Annotated in this window: 13 protein-coding genes, 4 tRNA genes and 2 pseudogenes; 13 read left to right on the forward strand and 6 right to left on the reverse strand. The window is 40.4% G+C overall.

The features are described from left to right. Positions 1-167 precede the first annotated feature (167 nt). The 4 genes from AB3N00_RS28620 (at position 168) to AB3N00_RS28635 (ending at position 479) form a co-directional block, all read left to right on the forward strand. Positions 168-239 (forward strand) — tRNA-Glu (locus AB3N00_RS28620). A gap of 7 nt (positions 240-246) precedes the next feature. Then, a tRNA-Val gene (locus tag AB3N00_RS28625) sits at positions 247-320 on the forward strand. Between the two features lie 3 nt (positions 321-323). After that, a tRNA-Trp gene (locus AB3N00_RS28630) sits at positions 324-397 on the forward strand. Positions 398-406: 9 nt separating this feature from the next. Then, positions 407-479: transfer RNA gene (locus AB3N00_RS28635), tRNA-Lys, on the forward strand. A gap of 986 nt (positions 480-1,465) precedes the next feature. Here AB3N00_RS28635 and AB3N00_RS28640 read toward each other — a convergent pair. The 5 genes from AB3N00_RS28640 to AB3N00_RS28660 form a co-directional block, all read right to left on the reverse strand. Beyond that, entirely contained in the window at positions 1,466-2,083 is a 618-nt protein-coding gene (locus tag AB3N00_RS28640) for a hypothetical protein (protein ID WP_110821762.1), read from the reverse strand. A 382-nt stretch (positions 2,084-2,465) separates the two neighbouring features. Then, positions 2,466-2,645: a hypothetical protein gene (locus AB3N00_RS28645; protein ID WP_413037553.1), complete on the reverse strand. Its 180-nt coding sequence runs from the start codon at positions 2,643-2,645 to the stop codon at positions 2,466-2,468. 430 nt (positions 2,646-3,075) lie between these two features. Continuing rightward, the gene (locus tag AB3N00_RS28650) at positions 3,076-4,377 is read right to left on the reverse strand and encodes a hypothetical protein (RefSeq protein ID WP_413037554.1); all 1,302 of its coding nucleotides are present in this window, start codon (positions 4,375-4,377) and stop codon (positions 3,076-3,078) included. 14 nt (positions 4,378-4,391) lie between these two features. Further along, on the reverse strand, positions 4,392-4,619 hold the full coding sequence (locus AB3N00_RS28655) for a hypothetical protein (RefSeq protein ID WP_413037638.1): 228 nt from the start codon (positions 4,617-4,619) through the stop codon (positions 4,392-4,394). Continuing rightward, on the reverse strand, positions 4,594-4,773 hold the full coding sequence (locus tag AB3N00_RS28660) for a hypothetical protein (protein ID WP_413037555.1): 180 nt from the start codon (positions 4,771-4,773) through the stop codon (positions 4,594-4,596). Before AB3N00_RS28660 ends, AB3N00_RS28655 begins: the two co-directional genes overlap by 26 nt. A gap of 1,021 nt (positions 4,774-5,794) precedes the next feature. On the opposite strand from AB3N00_RS28660, the gene AB3N00_RS28665 reads away from it, so the two are divergent. The 7 genes from AB3N00_RS28665 (at position 5,795) to AB3N00_RS28695 (ending at position 14,283) form a co-directional block, all read left to right on the forward strand. Beyond that, the gene (locus tag AB3N00_RS28665) at positions 5,795-7,192 is read left to right on the forward strand and encodes an erythromycin esterase family protein (protein WP_413037556.1); all 1,398 of its coding nucleotides are present in this window, start codon (positions 5,795-5,797) and stop codon (positions 7,190-7,192) included. 440 nt (positions 7,193-7,632) lie between these two features. After that, positions 7,633-7,908: a hypothetical protein gene (locus AB3N00_RS28670; RefSeq protein ID WP_413037557.1), complete on the forward strand. Its 276-nt coding sequence runs from the start codon at positions 7,633-7,635 to the stop codon at positions 7,906-7,908. Between the two features lie 117 nt (positions 7,909-8,025). Continuing rightward, complete coding sequence (tnpB, locus tag AB3N00_RS28675; protein ID WP_413037558.1) at positions 8,026-9,114, forward strand: IS200/IS605 family element RNA-guided endonuclease TnpB; 1,089 nt, start codon at positions 8,026-8,028, stop codon at positions 9,112-9,114. Between the two features lie 215 nt (positions 9,115-9,329). Next, entirely contained in the window at positions 9,330-9,566 is a 237-nt protein-coding gene (locus tag AB3N00_RS28680) for a hypothetical protein (RefSeq protein ID WP_413037559.1), read from the forward strand. Between the two features lie 47 nt (positions 9,567-9,613). Next, positions 9,614-10,054, forward strand: coding sequence for a methyl-accepting chemotaxis protein (locus AB3N00_RS28685; protein ID WP_413037560.1), 441 nt, complete (start codon positions 9,614-9,616; stop codon positions 10,052-10,054). Positions 10,055-11,430: 1,376 nt separating this feature from the next. Further along, positions 11,431-13,527 (forward strand): immunoglobulin-like domain-containing protein, encoded by a 2,097-nt coding sequence (locus AB3N00_RS28690; protein ID WP_413037633.1) that lies wholly within the window; start codon positions 11,431-11,433, stop codon positions 13,525-13,527. Positions 13,528-14,064: 537 nt separating this feature from the next. Beyond that, positions 14,065-14,283, forward strand: coding sequence for a hypothetical protein (locus tag AB3N00_RS28695; RefSeq protein WP_413037561.1), 219 nt, complete (start codon positions 14,065-14,067; stop codon positions 14,281-14,283). 48 nt (positions 14,284-14,331) lie between these two features. Here the strand turns inward: AB3N00_RS28695 and AB3N00_RS28700 are convergent, their stop codons facing one another. After that, positions 14,332-14,481, reverse strand: coding sequence for a hypothetical protein (locus AB3N00_RS28700; RefSeq protein WP_413037562.1), 150 nt, complete (start codon positions 14,479-14,481; stop codon positions 14,332-14,334). Between the two features lie 236 nt (positions 14,482-14,717). On the opposite strand from AB3N00_RS28700, the pseudogene AB3N00_RS28705 reads away from it, so the two are divergent. Further along, positions 14,718-15,881: pseudogene (locus tag AB3N00_RS28705) on the forward strand (IS3 family transposase). A gap of 136 nt (positions 15,882-16,017) precedes the next feature. Continuing rightward, a pseudogene (locus tag AB3N00_RS28710) lies at positions 16,018-16,743 on the forward strand (IS1595 family transposase); the annotation flags it as partial. Positions 16,744-16,749: the final 6 nt, after the last annotated feature.

Here is a 16,749-nt window from a genome sequence, read left to right on the forward strand (position 1 = left end):
CGAACACGACCGTTAAGCCCTCTAGCGCCGATGGTACTTGGACCGAAGGGTCCTGGGAGAGTAGGACGTTGCCAAGCGAAAACCCTTCGGTGTCTTTTTTTTGCCCCTCATGGAGAAATAGGATGGATTGACAGTATCGGTTTTAATTCTGCATAGGGAGCCAGTAAGGCCCGTTGGTCAAGGGGTTAAGACACCTCCCTTTCACGGAGGTAACAGGGGTTCGAATCCCCTACGGGTCATAGATATGGAGGCTTAGCTCAGCTGGGAGAGCATCTGCCTTACAAGCAGAGGCTCGGATTCGAGCCCCTCAGCCTCCACCATTTAGGGGCATAGTTTAAAGGTAGAACAACGGTCTCCAAAACCGTTGGTGTGGGTTCAATTCCTGCTGCCCCTGCCATTTTCTTGAGAGCCATTAGCTCAGTTGGTAGAGCACCTGACTTTTAATCAGGGTGTCGAAGGTTCGAGCCCTTCATGGCTCATTGTGAAGCGCACGTGTGTGGCGGAGTGGGTAGACGTACTACTCTTAGAACATGTATATTTTGAATTAAAAAAACCCCTGAGGCGTACTCAGGGGTTTTTCGTGTTTCTCAAACTCTACAGCAGGTAAATGAAACCATTTTCTGAGTGGAGTATATCCATTTACGATAGTCTTGTAAGAACAATTTATCTTTGTCTACAAGTTCATGAACAATAAAAATCAATATATCTGCTCTTCGGTTTGCAGTGAAAAAGTTGTCTTCAAGGAGTAAAATAGATGGACTCGATAGGTATCTTCCGCATTTGATCTATTTTCCAGTCAAAGAGGCATCAGAACCGGAAAAAGTCACGTTTACTCTGGAGAATCTAGTGAGATTCGCCAATATAGGGCACCCTGTGGCTAACACCAACTATTAGTGGCAATCTTGTTACGGGAACATTGGCATCAGGTAGGTATGTGGAGAGGAAAAATCAATCCCGTCAGGGGATTATCCTTTGGTCGTTTGGAGAAGTAGGCATGTTGCCTCAATTAGTGCTCTTATAACGTTATGTGAGCAATTTTAATCGATCTAATGGAATTAGTAGAGGAAATACATAGAGGCGCGGAGAATCAACAGAAAGAGCGTGACAGGCACGGACCATGATGCAAGTGTTGTTCTATTAGGAGAAAGAAAGATTTGATACGAAAGTTAATAGTGATGATTCATCTATCGTGGTCTAGTTAAACTTCAATATATAAATTTCATCAAGTAACCCCCAATACTATAGATGTTAGGGGTTACTGTTTGCAAAGAACTATAATCATAACAAAACGGAAATGCAATGTGCGTGATTGTACAGTGACAGAGAAGAATAAAGCTCTTTATTAAATAGAGATCCTTTAACATGGTGGAATTATTTGAAGTATTAGATACTAAATCCTGGTGAAAGTATATGGTTTAAGGAAGTATACTGGAGTTAACAATTATCCATGTAGACGTTTACACTCTTAGGTCTGTTCAAATGCTTTAATTATTTGATCCATTACTTTTTTGCTATTTCCCTTTTCAACTTCTTGGACAAAATCAATTACCAGAATTGTAACCAGTTCTTCTAGAGTCATCGAAAACTTGGGTGAAATCTTGATAAGATCATACAAGAATATTTCTCCGCGTTCCAGGTATTTCCGATGAAACTCAACGGTAATTTGCTTGGTTTTCATTTTTGAAGGAATCTTTTTTTCTACCAGGGCCCAGTGGTTGGGATTAATCTCTTCAAATGTCGTGACTATCTTTTGTTCTTTCTCAGCTAATTCAATCTTTTTATTTAGGATCTTCTGACCAAGGGTTGAAAATTTAGCTGTGCTCCTCACTTGAACGAGGAACTGATGATAGAGGAGCGCGATTAGATCTTCAAGCGTTAAGTATACCGTGTGGTCCGTTAATTCCATAACATCATCAAGGAACGAGTTTGCCCGTAATACCTCATAGTGTGGTAGCTTGATGTGCAGTTCATTTCGAGCATATTTTTCGAATTTCGCTAACAGATATGAGTAGAGGCCTTTTTTGTTTTCAGTTAGATCCTGTAATCCTTTGGACAATAAATCCATTTTACTTAGCGGTTTCATTTTATGATTTGTCCTCCAAACATTCTTTTCTATTATATTTATTATCATTTTCAAGAAATATGTTTGATATAGCTTGAAAGTGGAAAGAATGTGGATACAGCATAAACAAAGGAGAAACTGATCGATGAAAAAACAAGATGACTTGAAAAGTACTGCTTTGAAGTTTGCACTTTTAGCTAAGAAATCTTCAAAGCAATTAGGATTGCGTAAGCCTCAGAAATCTGTAAAATAATCAAAGCTTTTCTTGTGGGGGAAAGCTGGCTATAGAGCCTCTGCCTTGAGTACTAAGGCAGAGGCTCTATCGATTTTTTGAATTTAGACATTAGTAAACTTGTTGTTATACAGACAACGGGGACAACCGAGCATGAGCTGCAAACACCCTTTACATAGCAGCAGATGATTCAGTTAGATTGTTTTTCTTTGTAAGGGGCTTTTTTCTCAAAGTTCGATGATATAAATATGGTTTTCCGTGATATTCCCATGCATATTTTTGGTCTTCCTTTTTATGTATAGTGACCTTAATCTCTAAATTAGCAACATTCCTTTGAAACTGAGAAGCCATTCGTTTACACCATTTCAGTCCACTTTCTTCCGTTGGACTAAAATGGACGCGTAACGTAAAACCATTAACAGTTAATTCAAATTTGTATAGATTCATTTTATTAATCCTTTCTAAACAGTAAATTATCCGAAACCAATAATATATTCTAACACGGGAACATAAGTTCTGAAAAGGTGGGGTTTATGTAAGTAATCTTTAAAATTCAGCGGGAAGACCGGAATTAAAATGAAACTTTATGCTACAGAGACATAATCGTTGCCGATCTAGATCAAGAGTAGCAGGGATAGTTGGATTGGCAGGGGTTTAACTACGAGTAGTTAAAGTAACAGATAGGTAATCTGGGATATCTAAGAAAACGACGTATGCCTAGCTCTATCAAGGAGCGAGGTCATACGTCGTTATTGTTGGGGAGTGTGCAAGCCTTAATAGGCTATTTTAGAACGTATTTGGTGATGGTTTTACCCATATGAATATAGAATGTATTTGCATCGTGAAAACGAACGTCAGCTTGATGAAAAAGAGCGTCATCGAGTACAAGAGTGTTTTTTATTTTTAGTGTACGCGAATCTAGAATGTAGTAGGTTGCTTCCTTTGGCTCTGGTTTTTTTGAATCATACCAAGCTTGTGTTTTGTCTGTGGCTCCAAAGACGATACTCTGATCATTGAGTTGTTGTAATAGTCCTTGTGCAGGTAAATCATCAAACGTCTTAGTCGCAATCAATTGATTGTTAGTATTGTACAGACTAAGTTTATTTTTCTCTTGAATCAGATAATTATTTCCTAAGGACACATATAAAGAATCGTACATGTTATGCGCGTATGTTGTGCCGTACACGGCATCCTGTGCTGGCTTAGGTAATGGTCTGGTCCATTTTTCTTTCCCGTTAGGCTTGTACCCATGTAAAGTTTCCACTTCCGTCTTCGCATCGTAAATAGGAACAATAACCGTTCCGCCACTGAGCACTTCAAAGTCAGCATGCACAATATTGACGTGATCTTGCGGTTGGACAGCGGAAATAACCTTTTTACCAGTGGAAATGGAGTAGATATCAATAGTCGTCGTGTTTCTCGGTGCATTAGAATTGATCAATCCGACGTAGTTGCCCTGAATATGACGCATGTGGCCAGGAAACTCCCTTTGGATAAGCTGCTTGCCTTCCTGGGTGTAAAGTGTGATTACGCTAGTGTCTTTTGTGAACGTAATTACGGCTATACGTCCATCTTCCAGTATGTTGAATTGGAAAAACTCTTTGGATGTTTTTACCCAACGTTGCTTGTTATTTGAATCTAGGGCAATTAACTTGTATACCTTTTTGTTACCGGACTTTGCCTCATCATAATAGTAGACATTACCACTCTGATCTAGATCAAAAGAATTATACCGCATAGGCGAGTCATGAATCCATTTCTGTTTTCCTGTTTTATCATCTATTGCCAGTATAGAATTTACAGCTTTAGATTTCCCGGTAGAACGATCTGATTTATACAAGAATGTATATGCTGTTTCTAAATTAGTCAGTTCTGACACGATAGGAAATATGACTCTACCCGTATAATGGTTGTTCTTAGTATGTATTTCCGTTGTCGTATCGGTCGGTAAATTATATGTCCATTCCGGCTTTGGAAGTTGCTTATAATCAGCAGCAGATACGGTAGAGTTGATGACTATGGGAATCGTAAGGAAAGCTGTTAGAGCCGCAATTAATAATTGACGTTTGGTAATTCTTTTCATGGTATGAGTTCCCCCTAATCAGGTTGTACTGGCCGATATTCTTGTAAAAATTGGACAATCTTTTTGGATTTATAGCTCATTGCCACATCGATGGGAGAGCTACCTTTTGAAACCGTGATGTGCACATCTGCTCCGCGATCAAATAAGTACTCTAAAATATCTACGGGTTCTTCGCCTGGAGAACCACCGGTCTGAATGGTCCCATCAATGATAAGTCTACGGCTTGGTGTAAAGCGGTCCATCCCCAGCACATTGATAGTTAATATCAGCTTCGTTTGCGATCAATATGTCCATAATTTCTTTATTCTCATGTTCGACAGTACACATTAAAAGTGTCCATCCAGACTGTTCAAAGTAATTGGGAGTCCCAACCAGTTGAAAGATGATGTGTAACAAAGGCCGTGTCTCCCGCGGCTATAGCTCTATAAATGTTGTATTCAACTTGTTTCATGCAGCCTCCTATCAATTTGATTCTCCGTTCACAGCGTTTTTAGACATTTAGGGGACAAACAAAAATACAGCTAAGAACTACAAACGCTATAAATATTTTTTACATTCCTCCTTACTTTTGGTAAAATCAACCTTCTAATTATAACACATGATTCTCCATTCTATATCAACATAAGTACAAATTACTTCCGAGAAATACCGTGACTCAAGGATCAACTTCTCTTTATGAGAGCAGGAGAGTGAGGCGTCACACTTACTATCTGTTCTGGCTGTTTATTAGGTAAGTTAAGTAGGAATAAGGCAGGAAGATATTTTGCGGAGATGATATAAGAGCATTCGGACCGTACGTTGCGAACCACTATGAAGAGGAGGGCTATGCAAAATGGAATTCAGATTTGGGAACAGCGCTATTCTTCTCCCACCTTTATACATTATGATTATCGGGATCATTATTATTATATTCTTGTTAGTAAGGTGGAGCAAACACTTAGAAACAAGACGTTTTACGGTTTTCTTTTACTTTTTGATTAGTACGTCCATTACACCAATCTATTCCCATGCTACAACAGAAGGTGTCTTTCAGTTATCGATTCCCATTGGATTTTTGTTGATTTTATTATACCTGTCTAGCAGTAAAAGATATCATCCATCTAAAATGAAAGCAAGTCTTCTAGGGCTTTCCATAGCAATTTACCAATTGATTCCCGAATATATTGGATAGATTCTTTGTCCCATTTTTCAACATGCTAGACATTACAGGAAAGATTAGGACAAAAAGAGCAAACTTTGCTATCATATAGTTCAGTTTTTGGATGCAATAACACTACATGAAGAATGTAGAATCTCAGCACAACTAAATACCTGTAAAACTTGTTACAGTTTTAAACCAATCTTAAACGCGAAGTACAGTGACTTTAAACTCGAGAGGTTAAGCTAATATTCATAAAAGCAGAGGAGTGTTAGCCTAATGAATCAATTTCTCAGAAAAGTATTATTGTCTACGGTATTATGTAGTTTTAGCGTTATGAGCATTGGCCAGGTAGCATTTATGTCTGGATTACCCTCAGCGGACGAGAAGAGCACAATAGCTACAGATTTAGTTTGGAAGGAGACAGTTCGTTCAAATTCAAATACGATTTCATCCATCTATACCAATAAAAAAGATCAATACACCGATTTAATGTTTCTCCAACCTATTTTAGCGGGTAAACGAATAGTTAGCTTGGGCGAAGCTTCGCATGGAGCGTCAGAATACAACGCTATGAAAGTTAGACTTGTAAAATTCCTACATGAAAAATTAGGATACAACGTCATTGCATTTGAATCGAATTTAGCCGATACGACTGCTGCGTATGCTCAAATACATAATATGACCCCAAAAGAATTGATGAAAAGGTCAGTCTTTGGCGTATGGCAGGTAGAAGAGAACTTACCCCTTTTCGAATATATTGCACAACAAAGTAAGACGGATCATCCCCTGATTTTGACGGGGTTTGACTCACAAGGTACGACGGAAGCTTTTATTGAATTTGTTGAAGCGTGGTTTGCTCATGTGGATAAAAGTAAGGCTAAAGCATTTGCGCAAACGGAACGTTGGTATTTAAAGCTTAACATGATTAGCGACGTTGAAGATTTTGCTATTCAGAAAGAGAAGATAAAAGAAAAGTACATTACATTTCAGAATTTTGTTATAAACAACAAATCTGAACTAAGTAGAACTTACAAAAAACAGTCCAACCATTTATCTCTAATTGAACGCGTCCTACAAAACAGGATAGATATGCTGGATAATTACCATCCTCACATTGTAAATCTGCTAGCAGGGGTAGACCCCGAGAAGCAAATAAAACGGGGGAACTTTGAACGAGACCGCGTTATGGCAGATAATGTAGCTTGGCTTGCAGAAACCGGATATCCGGATGAGAAGATTATTTTATGGGGACACAACTATCATGTACGTAAAAATAACTCCACAATGATCACAGAGCATAACGGATACGATTTTGATAATAACCCATACCCGACCTTGGGGGAAATGCTGCCACACTCACTTAAACAGGCTGGTTATGTAATTGGATTATATGCATATGAAGGAAGCGCTAATAAAAACAATGGAGAGGAAGAGCAAGTCATGCCTCATGAAAAGGGTAGCCTTGAGGATATACTGGGTACTGAAATGGGCCCAGCCCGGTTTATTGACATGAGGGACAAAAAGTTAAGTCCGACAACAGAATGGATGTATACACCTCGTACAGCTAAAGCATGGGGAGTTTTAGATGAAAAGATGATTCCACGAGATCAGTATGATGGAATATTACTTATTCAAAACATTCATCCATCTACCTCAGTGAAAAATAGAAAATAGCTACTATACGGATAGTATTCTATTGTGATTAATACTCGGTGAGTTAACCATATATGCTTGATGTGAATTAATGAATTTTAGATGTAAGTGTGGACAAGGAATCATGATATAACTGATTAGTTTTTCTATAAGGGATATTAATTTTAAACCAAGATCAGATTGATCTCCAAGACGAGATCAAAGACAATGGGTATTAGATGATCATCAGTATCAAGTCAGGATCTAATCAGTTTCTACACTTACTGAGTGACCTAAGGGCTATTTCACTAACCTAAAACACTAGCTGATTAAAACAAATTAATGAGCAAAGCAAACTAAATGATTTTAATAAATACGTTAAAGGTCGATTCTTAAATGAATCGGTCTTTTATGTATTTAGTAATCTATCCATTTATAAGTAGATCTATAAGAAGGAATATTTTGGGACCTGCGAACCTACGGTGATTACAGATGTGGCTCCGTACGAAGATGAGACCGTAACTAAAGGTACCCCGGTCATTCGTGCAAATGCTGCCGATACCGGCTGGGATCCAGCAGTTCATCCAGGCACGACACTGATTGATCCTAACCAGATTCGGATGTACATCGATGGTGAGCAAGTAACTCATACGCTGTATCCGCCAGGACTTACACTTGATGATGATTATCACACCGTTAAACTTGCCGTCCGCGACTTGTCTGGTAACCAAACGATAATGGAATGGAAATTTATCTGAAAAAAAGCTGAGAATACTCCACCCTCGATAGGGTGGGGATGAATCAGCGGTTTTTGACTTCAATCCGAACATATGTGCTATAATATGGATAAGATCACTAAACAGGAGATGTCGTACATGCTGATTCATCAAGCCTATAAATACCGGATCTACCCCAAACCGGAACAACAGCAACTCATAAGGCGTATGTTTGGCTGCTGCCGCTTTGTGTTCAATTACTTCTTGGAAACTTGGACTCAAAGCTATGCGGAAACGGGAAAGGGTTTGTCCTATCACGCTTGTGCGACACAACTCCCCATATTAAAAGCACAATACGACTGGCTGAAAGAAGTCGATAGCATCGCTTTGCAGTCGACTGCTCGTCATGTGGAAGATAGCTATGAACGCTTTTTCAAAAAGCAAAATCAAGCGCCACGCTTCAAGAGCCGGAAGCATCCAATTCAAAGTTACACAACCAAATTCACCAACGGAAATATTGCCATTGAGGGTAGTCGCTTGAAGCTCCCTAAACTTGGCTGGATGCATTTTGCAAACTCCCGGAAGCTGGAAGGCCGGATAATGTCTGCTACCGTGCGTCAAAACGCCAGTGGAAAATTTTTCGTTTCGCTTGTTTGCGAAGTTGAAAAGAATCCTCTGCCGCAAGTGGATGCACATATAGGCATCGACCTAGGTTTGAAAGAGTATGCTGTATGCTCGAATGGCGAACGTTATGCTAATCCTCGCTTTTACCGCCAACATGAGAAAACGCTGGCGTTTTGGCAGCGACGGATGGCTCGGCGTACTCCAGGCGGCTCCAACTGGAAGAAAGCAAAGCAACATGTTGCTCGTATTCATGAACGTATTGCGAATAAACGAAATGATTTCCTTCATAAATTGACGACGAAACTGATCCGTGAAAACCAAACGATTAGTATCGAACATCTACGTGTTGTGAGTATGATTCAGAATCCCAAGCTTTCAAAATCCATCGCCGATGCATCTTGGGGTGAGTGGGTACGACAACTGACATACAAGGCCCTCTGGTATGGACGAACCCTTCGGATCGCCGATCCGTTCGAGCCGACCAGTCAGAGGTGTCACGTGTGTGGCATGATCCACCCTGAAGTAAAGAATCTTGCGGTTCGGCAATGGATGTGCATCGCTTGTGGTACGCTTCATGACCGTGATGAAAACGCAGCTCATAATATTGCACAAGCAGCGGTTTAACCACCACCTAACCAAACGATAGAACTGCGGGAACGCAGGGATCGCTTGCTAAAAAAGAAGAGGAACCTTTTCTGTTCGCAAGAATCCACCACTTCAAGCGTTAGCTAAGTGGGGGAGCATTCAACGTAGATACAGGTGCCTCCAAGTTCCGTTACGTTACACCTGAGCAGGTATATGCAGGACATTCGTACAGGGTCGATATTACCGCTGACCAAGTGGAACAACTCAGTGGTGGTCATTTAGAGCTTCAATTTGATACGGACGCGGTAACGGACTTGTCTTTCCAGAAGAGCGAAAAACTTAGCGAAATGCAGTTTGCCCCTGTTATTGATACTGAATCAGGTGTTGTTCGCGTAACATTTAGCAATCAGGAATCTGCATCTCTCACGGATAAAGATATTCTTGCTCAACGCCGATCACTAACGAGTTCGGATCAGTCGAGAATATTATAAAGGTAGCAACTGATATTACTGATCGTGTTGAAAGAAATGCAGCGAAAATGACGAAAGATCTTCAAAAGACTGCCAACCATCTTTCGTTTCGAGCTACAGAAGGGATTACCCGAGCAATGGATATCAATCAAGCGATTCATGATAATGTGCAAATGTCAGAAGATCACGTCCAAATTCTTGCTTCATTAGGAAAAGAAGTGACCAATATACGTGATATTGCAACAAACATACATAGTTTATCAAAGATGACAAACTTGTTGGCTCTCAAAGCTGCAATCGAGGCAGCGCATGCTGGTGAACATGGACTAGGGTTTAATATTGTTGCAAAAGAAGTAGGAAAGCTCTCTAAACAAGTTCATGAGGCTACTGACCAAGTAAATGATATAGTGGAGGGAATAACCGAGCAGGTAGTAAACATCACTAACAACACTAAACGATCAAAACAAGCGATATGTCATACTCAGTCCCTTGTTGAGGGCGCGGTATAAGAGTTTAGCTCTATTAATGATACGGCAAATCAACTCAATGATCAGACAAAAGAGTTGGTTAATTTTCTTTAGAAGGGAAGTGTAACATCATAATTACGCTAAAGTCTCTTTGTCTTTACTTGAGGCAACAAGAAGCCAAGCATGATGAGCATTTGTTAGATGGAACCCAGAAAGTTTTTTTCTCTAGACGAGCTTCGTGTCCATATTGTTTAGTGGTACAGCTTCCACTCGGACACTAACCGAAATTCTTTTACTTTCTCCCCAATTGATGATAAAAGTGAGGTCTACGTAGTGATATATTTTATTTTATTTCTCGTTTGTGCAGTGGTGTGCTGGCCGTTAAATTCGTCCATAGTAAGACGTTACGGAAATTCTCGTTTATACCGTTTGATCCGTATGGCACCAAGAGAGGGGAAGAAACGCAAAGAATTCTTAAAAGTGATATTTATAGCTAATGGCATTGCACTCATAGGACTTCTATTTCTTCTCTTATCACTAGTAAGTTTCTGGGAATCTCTCAAGACGATAGGTCCATAAGTGCTATATATCATCCACATTATCCAACTACATTCGCACCAACCTAGAGGTTTACTTGAATAACGGCGAATAAAGCTTGTTCAAGAAAGGCACTTATTGGGGATCAAGATAGTATTTAAAGAAATCAGCTGATCAATATGATCGGCTGATTTTGTTTTTCTACAGACGTGCAGGCTTAGCTAGAATATAGATATCCATTTCCCCGTTATGATCCTGAGCTGAGCTGTCGTCAATCCTCTCCAAATAATACGAATCGCTCTTCGTATATCCCGAATGGCTTTGTCATTACTCACCAATAAAGTCCGAATATTAACCCAATCATGTTGATCAGGCATGGGTTGAAATCGCAGGCGAATTTGAGTACAGCTTACTGATTTGTCGGAATCTCAATTACAATTCGTTTTGCTCTCTTCCCATAAGACAGGATAAACAATTTACCAGTATATCGTGGCTAGACAACATTCGACAAATTAATTGTTTTTTTCGTTTGTATTCGCTACTAATGTTCAGAATTTGTTCAGCGTGCCTTGCTATACTTAAGCATGTTTATTTAATTTCTCTCACAAGGAGGTCATAACTTTACTCAACGTAAATAGATAACGTTACGGAACCATTCATACCATCAGATCCATATGACACCAGAGAGGGGAAGTATCGAAAGAAGTACCCCGAAAAGGGTGTTTATCCCTGTATAGGACTTCTATTCCTTGTTTTATTTCATTACGTTGTAGGGATCCTTTTAAAACGATAGGTCCATAACTGCTAAATATTATCATTAAAATCTCATTTCATTCGCACTAACAGCAAATTAACATCTCATGGAGGTCTTCTGCTTGAAAATGCACAAAAAAGCGTCTTTATTTCTATCTGTTCTTCTGTTATCACCTATGGTATTGCCACCGGCTAGTATTAACAATTTTTATGGTGGAGGTACTATAGCCTTCGCGGCTGAACCGCAGGCTAACTCAATCTATATTACAGGGCCATTTGAATTTTCACCTAATCATGAGTTACAACTAACCGCGAACGGTATGATGAACAATGGCACCATTACAGATATCAGTTCAACAGCTACTTGGAGTTCTGATAACGAAGCTGTTGCTACGGTATCTCCCGGAGGAATCGTGATGGGGGTCACGGAGGGTAAAGCCAATATTACGGCATCACGTGATGGGAAAGTCTCTAGTACGTTCCCGGTCACAGTAACTTGGGCAACATACCAAAAGTTACAAGAAACTAAGGATTCATTAGAACTACCATTTACCGGTGGTCAAACTAAGGATAAAGTCACCTCAAGAATCAATTTACCTACTCAAATGGAGAATGTATTTTTGTCATGGTCTTCGTCTGACACAACGGTTATTGCCAATGACGGTAACGTCAAACGTCCTCCATATGTGGGTGGAGATAAGCAGGTTACGCTTACGGCTACACTTCGAGCTGGAACTGAAGTTCCAGTAACGAAGGAGTTTATCCTTAACATTGTCAAAGCAGAACCTACACCAGAGGATAAGCTTCGTGAAGCCTTAGATGAGTTACAGATTACTTATTATTATGGAGACACGGCGGATGGGGTTAAAAGTCCAGAGGTAGGCTTGCCAACGGGAGGAAAATATGGCTCATCTATATCTTGGGTATCAAGCGATCCTTCCATCATTAGTTCCAATGGTAGAGTGTACCGGACGCTAGATGATACAGATCATGAAGTTAAATTAACTGCAAGAGTGTATGTGGATGGTGTGTTTGAAAGACGCGATTTCTTCATTAATGTCAGATATATCAATAGAGATAAAATCATTACTTCGTTTGCCCTTGATGACCATGTTGGAGTTATAGATGAAGATAAAAAGACAATCACGTTCGATATACCTCGGGGTGCGTCTGACCAATCCATGATTGTTACGTATACTGCAAAAGCACTACAGGTTCTCGATAATGCTATTATGATGACTAGTGGCGTATACAAGATATATCCGTTCTTCATTAAAAATTACAGTGTTACTGCTACAGATGAAATGCTGAACCCTGTACACTACACGTTGATTTTTGCAGGCGAATCTACAACACCAGAACCAGTGCCGACGCCATCACCAACGCCAACACCAGCGCCGACACCGACGCCAACACCAGCGCCGACACCGACGCCAACACCGGCGCCGACACCAGCGCCGATACCGACGCCAACACCAGCGCCGACACCGACGCCAACACCAGCGCCGACACCAGCGCCGATACCGACGCCAACACCGACGCCGACACCGACGCCAACACCAGCGCCAGCGCCGTCACCGACACCAGCATCTACACCGACAACAACTGATGGTGGTTTTAAGAAGGATGTTTTTAAGCCTGGAACTAATGCTACTCAAATTCTAGAATCAAAAATCAACGATACTTTAAGTAATAAGGGTAACGGTTTTAAACCGGTTGATATAAAAAACCATTGGGCTGAACAAACTATTAATATTTTCACTAAATTGAACATTATCAAAGGATATGAAGACAAGACGATCAGACCTAATCAAGACATGTCTCGTGGGGAGTTCGTAGGGATACTGTCCCGCATTTTTGATGTTAGTGGGACAAAGCAAGTTGATCTAAAAGATATTAAAGGTCATTGGGCAGAAGATGCGATTGTGCAGTTTACACAAGCAGGTATTATTAGTGGAAACGGCAATGGAACATTTAAACCAAACAAGGCCATTACACGTGAAGAGATGGCCATGATTCTATCCAAGATCGTTGATTTCCAAGGCCAAAACAAGATTGATGATTCCAATCCAATTCAAGTGGTTGCACAAGCGGGTGTTATTCAAGGTAATGGGAATGGAGACCTCAATGCTAGGGGCACGGCTTCAAGAGCGGAAGCATTGCAGCTTATTCTTAACACTTTAAAGCTAAATTCCAAAATTAAAACGATGCTTGAACTTTTATAATGGGAAAGATTGGTAACAAAAAGCGCCTCGATTTGTAGGCGCTTTTTTTGTAATCAATAATGATTTTTAAACAAAAAGATTTTGTTATATGACTAATGATAAAACAGAACTCTTAATAGCGATCTCAACTTCACCAGTCTTTAAAGAAAAGAGTTAATGGCTCGGTAGGATAAACTAGTTTTCCTTAGCCCTAAAGTAATAAACAAAATAAAGTAGCAGGATTTATGACTGCTCTTACTCACATGTGCTTATTAGGTATAGAGCAGGGATATGATCTTGATTATTCTTGTCTGCAGTATTGATGCAACGACATCCAAATCATGTTTATGGAACTCATATACTTATAGAAGAAAAAGCATATTGATCGTTATGTAAGAAGAGTATTCATTCCCAAAATCAACCTGTTAGAGTAAAATTGATTTACGTCTAGAACATTGTTCTTTGGGTTTTGTATCCGTAGTTGGAGATTAGTTAGTGGGCAGTGAATCGCTAGGAAAAGCATGTCCACGCTCTTAATTATGAAGGAGATATCCAAAAATGAAACTAGTTTTGTACACCTTTCAGTCAATTGGTATTTTAATTATTGGTATGGGTGGTTATCACATATATAAAGCAAGACAAATTGAAGGCATGGGTGCACTTGGTGCCGGTTTCTTAGGAGCAATCGAAATAGCTGTTGGTGGATTGACCATTATAATATCTGCGCTTGTCTTTTGGATTCAAAAATGGAGAGTAAGTCGTAAATTGAATAAATAGCTGTTTACGTAAAAATCACTTGTGTACCGTACCACGCGGCTTTGTAAGTTAGTTTGGATAAGAAGCGGACCAAGAGACATCGGGGAGGGTCCACACCAATTCAGCAGCATCATTGCCTTTGTATAACGAACACCGAACCGTAGGAACTGCAGGGAGCGCTTGGCCCATAAACCTTACCGCTGCTCGAATGTATGCCATGCGGGTCAAGTACGGGTTCTTCCCAAGAAATCCCTACTTCTAACTGCAGTAAAGTCGGGATAGTTCACAATGAATCTTAAGGTCATAGCTAATCTATTGATACAGCTAGGGAGAAAGGACAAATCAATAAAAATATAAAAGAAGCCGTCCGAGTGGTATTATCCCCTTTTAGTAGACATGAGAAAAAAGACATCTGTTAAGATGAACTTAATCATGTAAACGAAGGGGATTTTTTTATGGCTAAAAAAGGACAAACATACCGGCCGGTACTCCTTGGAGTTGAAATTGGAGGCCGTCCGGCTGGTCAACGAAGAACATATGAGTATACGTGAAGTAGAGACACGTTTAGATATTCAAAATAAATCTCAGGTACAAGTGTGGGCAGCCAAAGCTAAACAGGGAATGAGTCTAGAACCTGCTACACCCAAACGGGGACGCCCTAGAACCAGTTCTCCAGTATGGAAGAAGAGATGGCGTGCTTACGGGCGGAGATTGAATACTTAAAAAAGCAGTATCCAAATCTACACAAGGAGTGACAAGTAAAGCGGCCAGATTTCAAATCATTGAGGACCTACGAACACGGCATGGTCTGGTTTGGCTCTTGAAGTTAGCTGCAGTTCCCCGCTCGGGTTATTACAAGTGGAGAAAAAGCATAGCAGCCGCAAAGGAGCGTAGACACAAGGAAAATGAACTAGAGTCCTATTTGCTTGCCATCCATCGAGTGCATCCTTACTTTGGTTATTTTCGAATGACCGTAGCTTTACGGCGAGAAGGCCTTCGAGTCAACCACAAAAAGATATACAGATTAATGAAACAATTAGGCATCTGTTCTGTCATTCGAAAAAAAACGTCGATTCTTTGGAAAACAAGCCTCTTTGGTGGACCAGAATTGGCTTGAGCGCCAGTTTCGGGCGGATACGCCACGAACGAAGCTGGTTACCGCAATTACCTATATTCGTGCTGGAGAACATTTTGTGTATCTCTCTACTATTCAGGATTTATACAATAACGAAATTGTTGCATGGCATCTTTCTGAACGAAATGACCTTGCTTTGGTTCATGAAACGCTGGATAGACTCCGTCAGCACGTGGATCTGAGTGGTGTAATCCTACACTCGGATCAAGGATTTCAATATACGTCGAAGCCCTTTAACCGTAAACTGAACCAGCTCGGCATGCTAGGGAGTCATTCCAGGCGTGGAAATTGCTTAGATAATGCCTGTATTGAGTCTTTTTTCTCCCATTTGAAGAGTGAGAAAATTTATCTGAACAAGGCAGCAAACAAAGCAGAGGTTGAACAGCAAGTAAGCGAATACATATTGTTTTACAACCAAAACCGATTTCAGAAAAAACTAAACGACCGTTACCCGATAGAATATCGGGAAACGGCCGCAGCTTAATTTTGTCTTTTTAGAACTGCCTACTTGACGGGGTTATGACCAGAGTGATTGGCTTCTTTTATTATGGATTTAGCCAGTTGAGTGCGTGAAACGCATGAAACCCCCGCTACAAAGGACGAAACGACCTCATCTTTGAATCCGGTTCATAGAATGCATGATTGAGGGTTTTTATTTACGTAAGAGTGCGGAATTACTGCATGTGGAGGTTACCCATGTAACCCTGTTCTATTGGCGACATAAGATTTTATCTGCCTTGAAACAGATACCATCCGAAACCTTCCAAGGTATCGTTGAATTGGACGAGACCTATTTCCTATACTCTGTAAAGGGAAAGAAAAATATTAATGGACGTAAACCACGTAAACGTGGAGGTGAAGCCAAGTTCCGTGGGATAAGTAATGACCAAGTTTGTGTTTTGGTTGCTCGTGACCTTCAGAGGACCACTTACTCTGGAACTCTTGGGCGTGGTCGCATTCGAACATCAAAACTCGAAGAAGCTATTGGCGTTCATCTATCGGGGGCAAATGTGCTCTGTACAGACTCATGGAGAGCATTCAGTTCCTTCGCCAGCAAAATAAGCTTGTCTCATTATCGGTTTAAATCCGATGGGAAACAGCGCTTAAAAGGCATTTACCATATACAGAATGTGAACAGCTATTACAGCCGACTAAACCGATGGACAGACCGCTTCAACGGTGTGGCAACCAAGTATCTGCAAAACTACTTGGCATGGTTCCGTTATTTAGACAGCAAGGAATATGAGAACACAGCGTAGAATAAGAAAAATATGTTAGTTTCTTCCTGTCTGTTTCCTGTAAAAGAGACGAATGCTCATCTTCGTCATGCATCGTTTGATTACTAAGGGAAC

The sequence above is a fragment of the Paenibacillus xylanilyticus genome (genome assembly GCF_047246825.1).
Classification (GTDB): Bacteria; Bacillota; Bacilli; order Paenibacillales; family Paenibacillaceae; genus Paenibacillus; species Paenibacillus xylanilyticus_B.

Excerpts from the sequence above, each read along its gene's own strand:
- AB3N00_RS28640 (WP_110821762.1), bottom strand. The coding sequence starts at position 2,083 with ATGAAACCGCTAAGTAAAATGGATTTATTGTCCAAAGGATTACAGGAT.
- AB3N00_RS28645 (WP_413037553.1), bottom strand. The coding sequence starts at position 2,645 with ATGGCTTCTCAGTTTCAAAGGAATGTTGCTAATTTAGAGATTAAGGTC.
- AB3N00_RS28650 (WP_413037554.1), bottom strand. The coding sequence starts at position 4,377 with ATGAAAAGAATTACCAAACGTCAATTATTAATTGCGGCTCTAACAGCT.
- AB3N00_RS28655 (WP_413037638.1), bottom strand. The coding sequence starts at position 4,619 with ATGGACCGCTTTACACCAAGCCGTAGACTTATCATTGATGGGACCATT.
- AB3N00_RS28665 (WP_413037556.1), top strand. The coding sequence starts at position 5,795 with ATGAATCAATTTCTCAGAAAAGTATTATTGTCTACGGTATTATGTAGT.
- tnpB (WP_413037558.1), top strand. The coding sequence starts at position 8,026 with ATGCTGATTCATCAAGCCTATAAATACCGGATCTACCCCAAACCGGAA.
- AB3N00_RS28685 (WP_413037560.1), top strand. The coding sequence starts at position 9,614 with ATGACGAAAGATCTTCAAAAGACTGCCAACCATCTTTCGTTTCGAGCT.
- AB3N00_RS28690 (WP_413037633.1), top strand. The coding sequence starts at position 11,431 with ATGCACAAAAAAGCGTCTTTATTTCTATCTGTTCTTCTGTTATCACCT.
- AB3N00_RS28695 (WP_413037561.1), top strand. The coding sequence starts at position 14,065 with ATGAAACTAGTTTTGTACACCTTTCAGTCAATTGGTATTTTAATTATT.
- AB3N00_RS28700 (WP_413037562.1), bottom strand. The coding sequence starts at position 14,481 with ATGGCATACATTCGAGCAGCGGTAAGGTTTATGGGCCAAGCGCTCCCT.